This is a genomic window from Sphingomonas bacterium (genome assembly GCF_903644055.1).
Taxonomy (GTDB): Bacteria; Pseudomonadota; Alphaproteobacteria; order Sphingomonadales; family Sphingomonadaceae; genus Sphingomonas_I.
The window spans coordinates 1-3,604 of record NZ_CAHJXD010000266.1; the positions used below are offsets into that span (position 1 = coordinate 1).

Consider the following 3,604-nt stretch of genomic DNA (forward strand, 5'->3'; position numbering starts at 1 on the left):
GCAGGCGAGCGCCAGCGCCAGCGCGCGCGGCACGCCGGCCTGCGCGCTCAGCGCGTCGCCGGCCGCGATCACCGGGCGAAAGAAAGCATAGCCCAGCAGCGCCAGTGCCATCCAGTCGATCACGCGCGCGACCACCGGCATCGCGAAGCTGCCGAACGGGCCGATCAGCCCGAGCGCGAGCCCGATCGCCGCCATCACGAACAGTTCGGCGCTGATCTCGCGGAGCTTCGTCATCGGGCGACGCGTACCATTCACGAAGCGCCAAGGGTACTGGCGAACCGGCGGCGAAGCGTGGCGGCGCGTCGACGTAAGCGCGATTGCGGGCGTCGTCCGCCGCCGACATCCGTCCTCCCGACCAGGGAGACATGCCATGACCACGCTCGCAATCTCATCGCCGTTCGCGCCGGACGCCCGTCCCAAGTTGCTCGCCGCCGGCGCGGGCCTCGTCTCGGCGCTCCTCCTCGTCGCGGCATCGCGACGGATGGGGAGCGGCGTGCCGGTCGCGCTGGCGGGCGTATCGCCATGGCTGGTGCTGCATCTGGCGACCGTGCTCCCCGCGCTGCCGCTCGGCGCTTATGTGTTCCTCCGCCGCAAGGGCGATCGCCTCCACCGCCTGCTCGGCCGGGTCTGGGCGCTGCTGATGGTGTCGACCGCTCTGTTCAGCTTCGGAGTGCAGACCTCGGGGCATCTGAGCTGGATCCATCTCTTCTCGGTGCTGATCCTGGTAACGGTGCCGCGCGGGGTAATCCTGGCGATGCGGGGCGACATCGCGGGCCACAAGCGCGCGATGCAGCGGATCTACATGGGAATGGTGATCGCGGGGCTGTTCACCTTCATCCCCGGCCGCCTGCTGGGCGACTGGCTGCTCGGTTAGAGGCACGTTGCCTCTAGTCGACCGTCACCCCGGACCCGTTCCGGAATGACGGATGAAGGGTGGACTTCGGTTCTCGAAGCTCAATGGCGATCCGTCCCAAGTCCCGAACCGGGTGGCGCGCCCGCGCGGGCTTTGTTAAGCCGCCGCGATGCATAAGGGGCAGGAGAGGATCGCCTATCTGGATGGGCTGCGGGGGCTGGCGATCCTGCTGGTGCTCGCCTGGCATTATCTCGGCCCGGTCTATGCGATGCACCTGCCCTACGGCGTCCGCTACGCGCATCTGCCCCTGGTGCGGCAGGGCTGGGCGGGGGTGAACCTGTTCTTCCTGATCTCGGGCTATGTGATCTTCATGACGCTGGAGCGCTGCTCGGGCTTCGTCGATTTCCTGCTGCGCCGCTGGATCAGGCTGTTCCCGGCGATGCTGATCGGATCGCTGATGATCTATCTCGCCGCGCAGCTCATGGCGGCGTGGATGCCGGGCGGGCGCGCCAGCGCGCTCGATCTCGTGCCGGGGCTGACGCTGGTGAACCCCTTTTATTTCGCGCGCTATTTCGGGATCAACGTCCGCTCGCTCGATGGCGCCTTCTGGTCGCTCTACGTCGAGGCGGCGTTCTACGTCGTGATCGGGTTGCTCTACTATCGCTTCGGCTGGCGGCGCGCGCTGGCGGGGCTGCTGCTGCTGTGGCTGTCGGTGGTGGTGATGCCGCCGATCGCGCACGATCTCCACGCGGTGCCGGTGCTCAAGCCGCCGTTCCGCTTTCTCCACAATCTCGGCGTCGGCTATTTCGGCTGGTTCGCGAGCGGGGCGCTGTTTCTCAAGGCGCGCACCGATCGGGATCGCGGGCTGTTCGCGATGGCGATCGCGATCGGCCTGGTCGCGTCGCTGACCACCGACATTCCCGACAATATCGAAAACCGCACCCGCGTCGCGCTTGCGCTGAGCGTATTGTTCTTCGCCTGGGCGCAGCGGTCCGCGTTCGCGCAGCGGCTGCTCGAGGCGCGGTGGCTGTTGTTCGTCGGCTTCGTCAGCTACCCGCTCTATCTGGTCCACAGCGCGATCGGGGTCGGGCTGATCGCGCTGGTGGCGGGCGCCTTCGCCGGCCTGCCCGCGCTGGTGCCGCCATTGATCGTGACCACGGCGATGCTGGCGCTGGCGTGGGGGATGGCGCGCTGGGCCGAGCCCGCGGTGGCAAGGCTGCTCAAGCCGCTGACCGAGGGGCTGCGCCGGCTGTTAGGCGTGCGCAGCGCATCGGGGCGCGACGGACCGCCGCTCGGCCTGCCCGCCTGATCCCGGCGATGACCGTCGTCACCCGCTTCGCGCCGTCGCCGACGGGGCGCCTCCACGTCGGCAATCTGCGCGCCGCGCTCCACAATTGGCTGTGGGCGCGGAAGCATGAGGGCCGCTTCCTGCTGCGGCTCGACGATACCGATCGCGCGCGCTCCACCGAAGCGTTCGCCGAGGCGATCGCGCGCGATCTCGCCTGGTTCGGCATCGCGCCGGACGCGCAGGTCCGCCAGTCCGATCGCTTCGCGCTTTACCAGACGCGGTTCGAGGAATTGCGCGCGGCGGGCCGCGTCTATCCGGCTTATGAGACGCAGGCCGAGCTCGATCTCAAGCGCAAGGTCCTCGCCGGGCGCGGGCTGCCGCCGATCTACGATCGCGCCGCGCTGGCGCTGGGCGATGCCGAGCGCGCGCGCCTGGAGGAGGGGGGCGTGGCGCCGCACTGGCGCTTCCGCCTCGATCATACGACGCCGATCCTCTGGGACGATCTGGTGCGCGGGCCCCAGCGGATCGATCCGGCGCTGCAATCCGATCCGGTGATCCGCCGCGCCGACGGGAGCTGGCTCTACATGCTGCCGAGCGTGATCGACGATATCGACATGGGGGTGACTTATGTCGTGCGCGGCGAGGATCATGTCACCAACACCGGCTTGCAGCTCCAGATGTTCGCGGCGCTGGGCGCGCCCGCGCCGGCCTTCGCGCACGAGGCGCTGCTGGTCGGCAGCGAGGGCAAATTGTCGAAGCGGCTGGGCGCGCTCGGCATCGATGCGCTTCGGGAGGAGAGGATCGAGCCGCTGGCGCTGGCGGCGCTGCTCGCGCGGCTCGGCACCAGCGATCCGGTCGAGCCCGTTGCAGCGGTCGAGGCGCTGGCAGACGGGCTGGATTTCGCGCGCTTCGGCCGCGCCCCCGCGCGCTTCGACATGGACGAATTGCGCGCGCTCAACGCGCGGACGATCCATCTGCTGCCCTATGAGGCGGTGGCGGATCGTCTTCCCGAACAGATCGACGCCGGCGCGTGGAAGGCGATTTCCCCCAATCTCGAGCGGATCGATCAGGCGGCCGACTGGGTGGCCGTGCTGAGCGGCGCGATCGATCCGCCGTTGCCGGCGGACGAGGATCGCGCCTATCTCGCGCTCGCCGCGCGTACCGTCGCCGAGATAGATTGGGCCGACGATCCCTGGCACGCGCTCACCACCCGGCTAAAGGCCGCGACGGGGCGCAAGGGCAAGCCTTTGTTCCTGCCGCTGCGCCAGGCGCTCACCGCGCGCGACCATGGGCCTGATATGGCGGTGCTGCTGCCGCTGATCGGGCGGGAACGGGCGATGGAGCGGCTGGAGCGCGTCGGCCTTTAGGGGCTGTCCTGTTCAATTTGACCGTCACCCCGGCCTTGAGCCGGGGTCCCGCTGCCTGCCAACGCTCAAGAAGAAGCGGGACCCCGGCTCAAGGCC

At 69.3% G+C, this 3,604-nt stretch carries 3 protein-coding genes and 1 pseudogene; 3 read left to right on the forward strand and 1 reads right to left on the reverse strand.

All coding sequences use genetic code 11. The annotated features are described in order from the left end of the window. Positions 1-234: pseudogene (locus tag HUU94_RS11595) on the reverse strand (LytTR family DNA-binding domain-containing protein); the annotation flags it as partial. A 136-nt stretch (positions 235-370) separates the two neighbouring features. On the opposite strand from HUU94_RS11595, the gene HUU94_RS11600 reads away from it, so the two are divergent. From HUU94_RS11600 to HUU94_RS11610, 3 genes are all read left to right on the forward strand, one after another. Continuing rightward, a complete protein-coding gene (locus HUU94_RS11600; protein WP_174275231.1) occupies positions 371-874 on the forward strand; it encodes a DUF2306 domain-containing protein in 504 nt (167 codons plus the stop codon). Positions 875-1,022: 148 nt separating this feature from the next. After that, positions 1,023-2,162 (forward strand): acyltransferase family protein, encoded by a 1,140-nt coding sequence (locus HUU94_RS11605; RefSeq protein WP_174275232.1) that lies wholly within the window; start codon positions 1,023-1,025, stop codon positions 2,160-2,162. 8 nt (positions 2,163-2,170) lie between these two features. Next, on the forward strand, positions 2,171-3,508 hold the full coding sequence (locus tag HUU94_RS11610) for a glutamate--tRNA ligase (protein ID WP_174275233.1): 1,338 nt from the start codon (positions 2,171-2,173) through the stop codon (positions 3,506-3,508). Positions 3,509-3,604 lie beyond the last annotated feature (96 nt).

What these genes read in the sequence shown, in the direction of transcription:
- HUU94_RS11600 (WP_174275231.1), top strand. Translation starts at nt 371, where the DNA reads ATGACCACGCTCGCAATCTCATCGCCGTTCGCGCCGGACGCCCGTCCC.
- HUU94_RS11610 (WP_174275233.1), top strand. Translation starts at nt 2,171, where the DNA reads ATGACCGTCGTCACCCGCTTCGCGCCGTCGCCGACGGGGCGCCTCCAC.
- HUU94_RS11605 (WP_174275232.1), top strand. Translation starts at nt 1,023, where the DNA reads ATGCATAAGGGGCAGGAGAGGATCGCCTATCTGGATGGGCTGCGGGGG.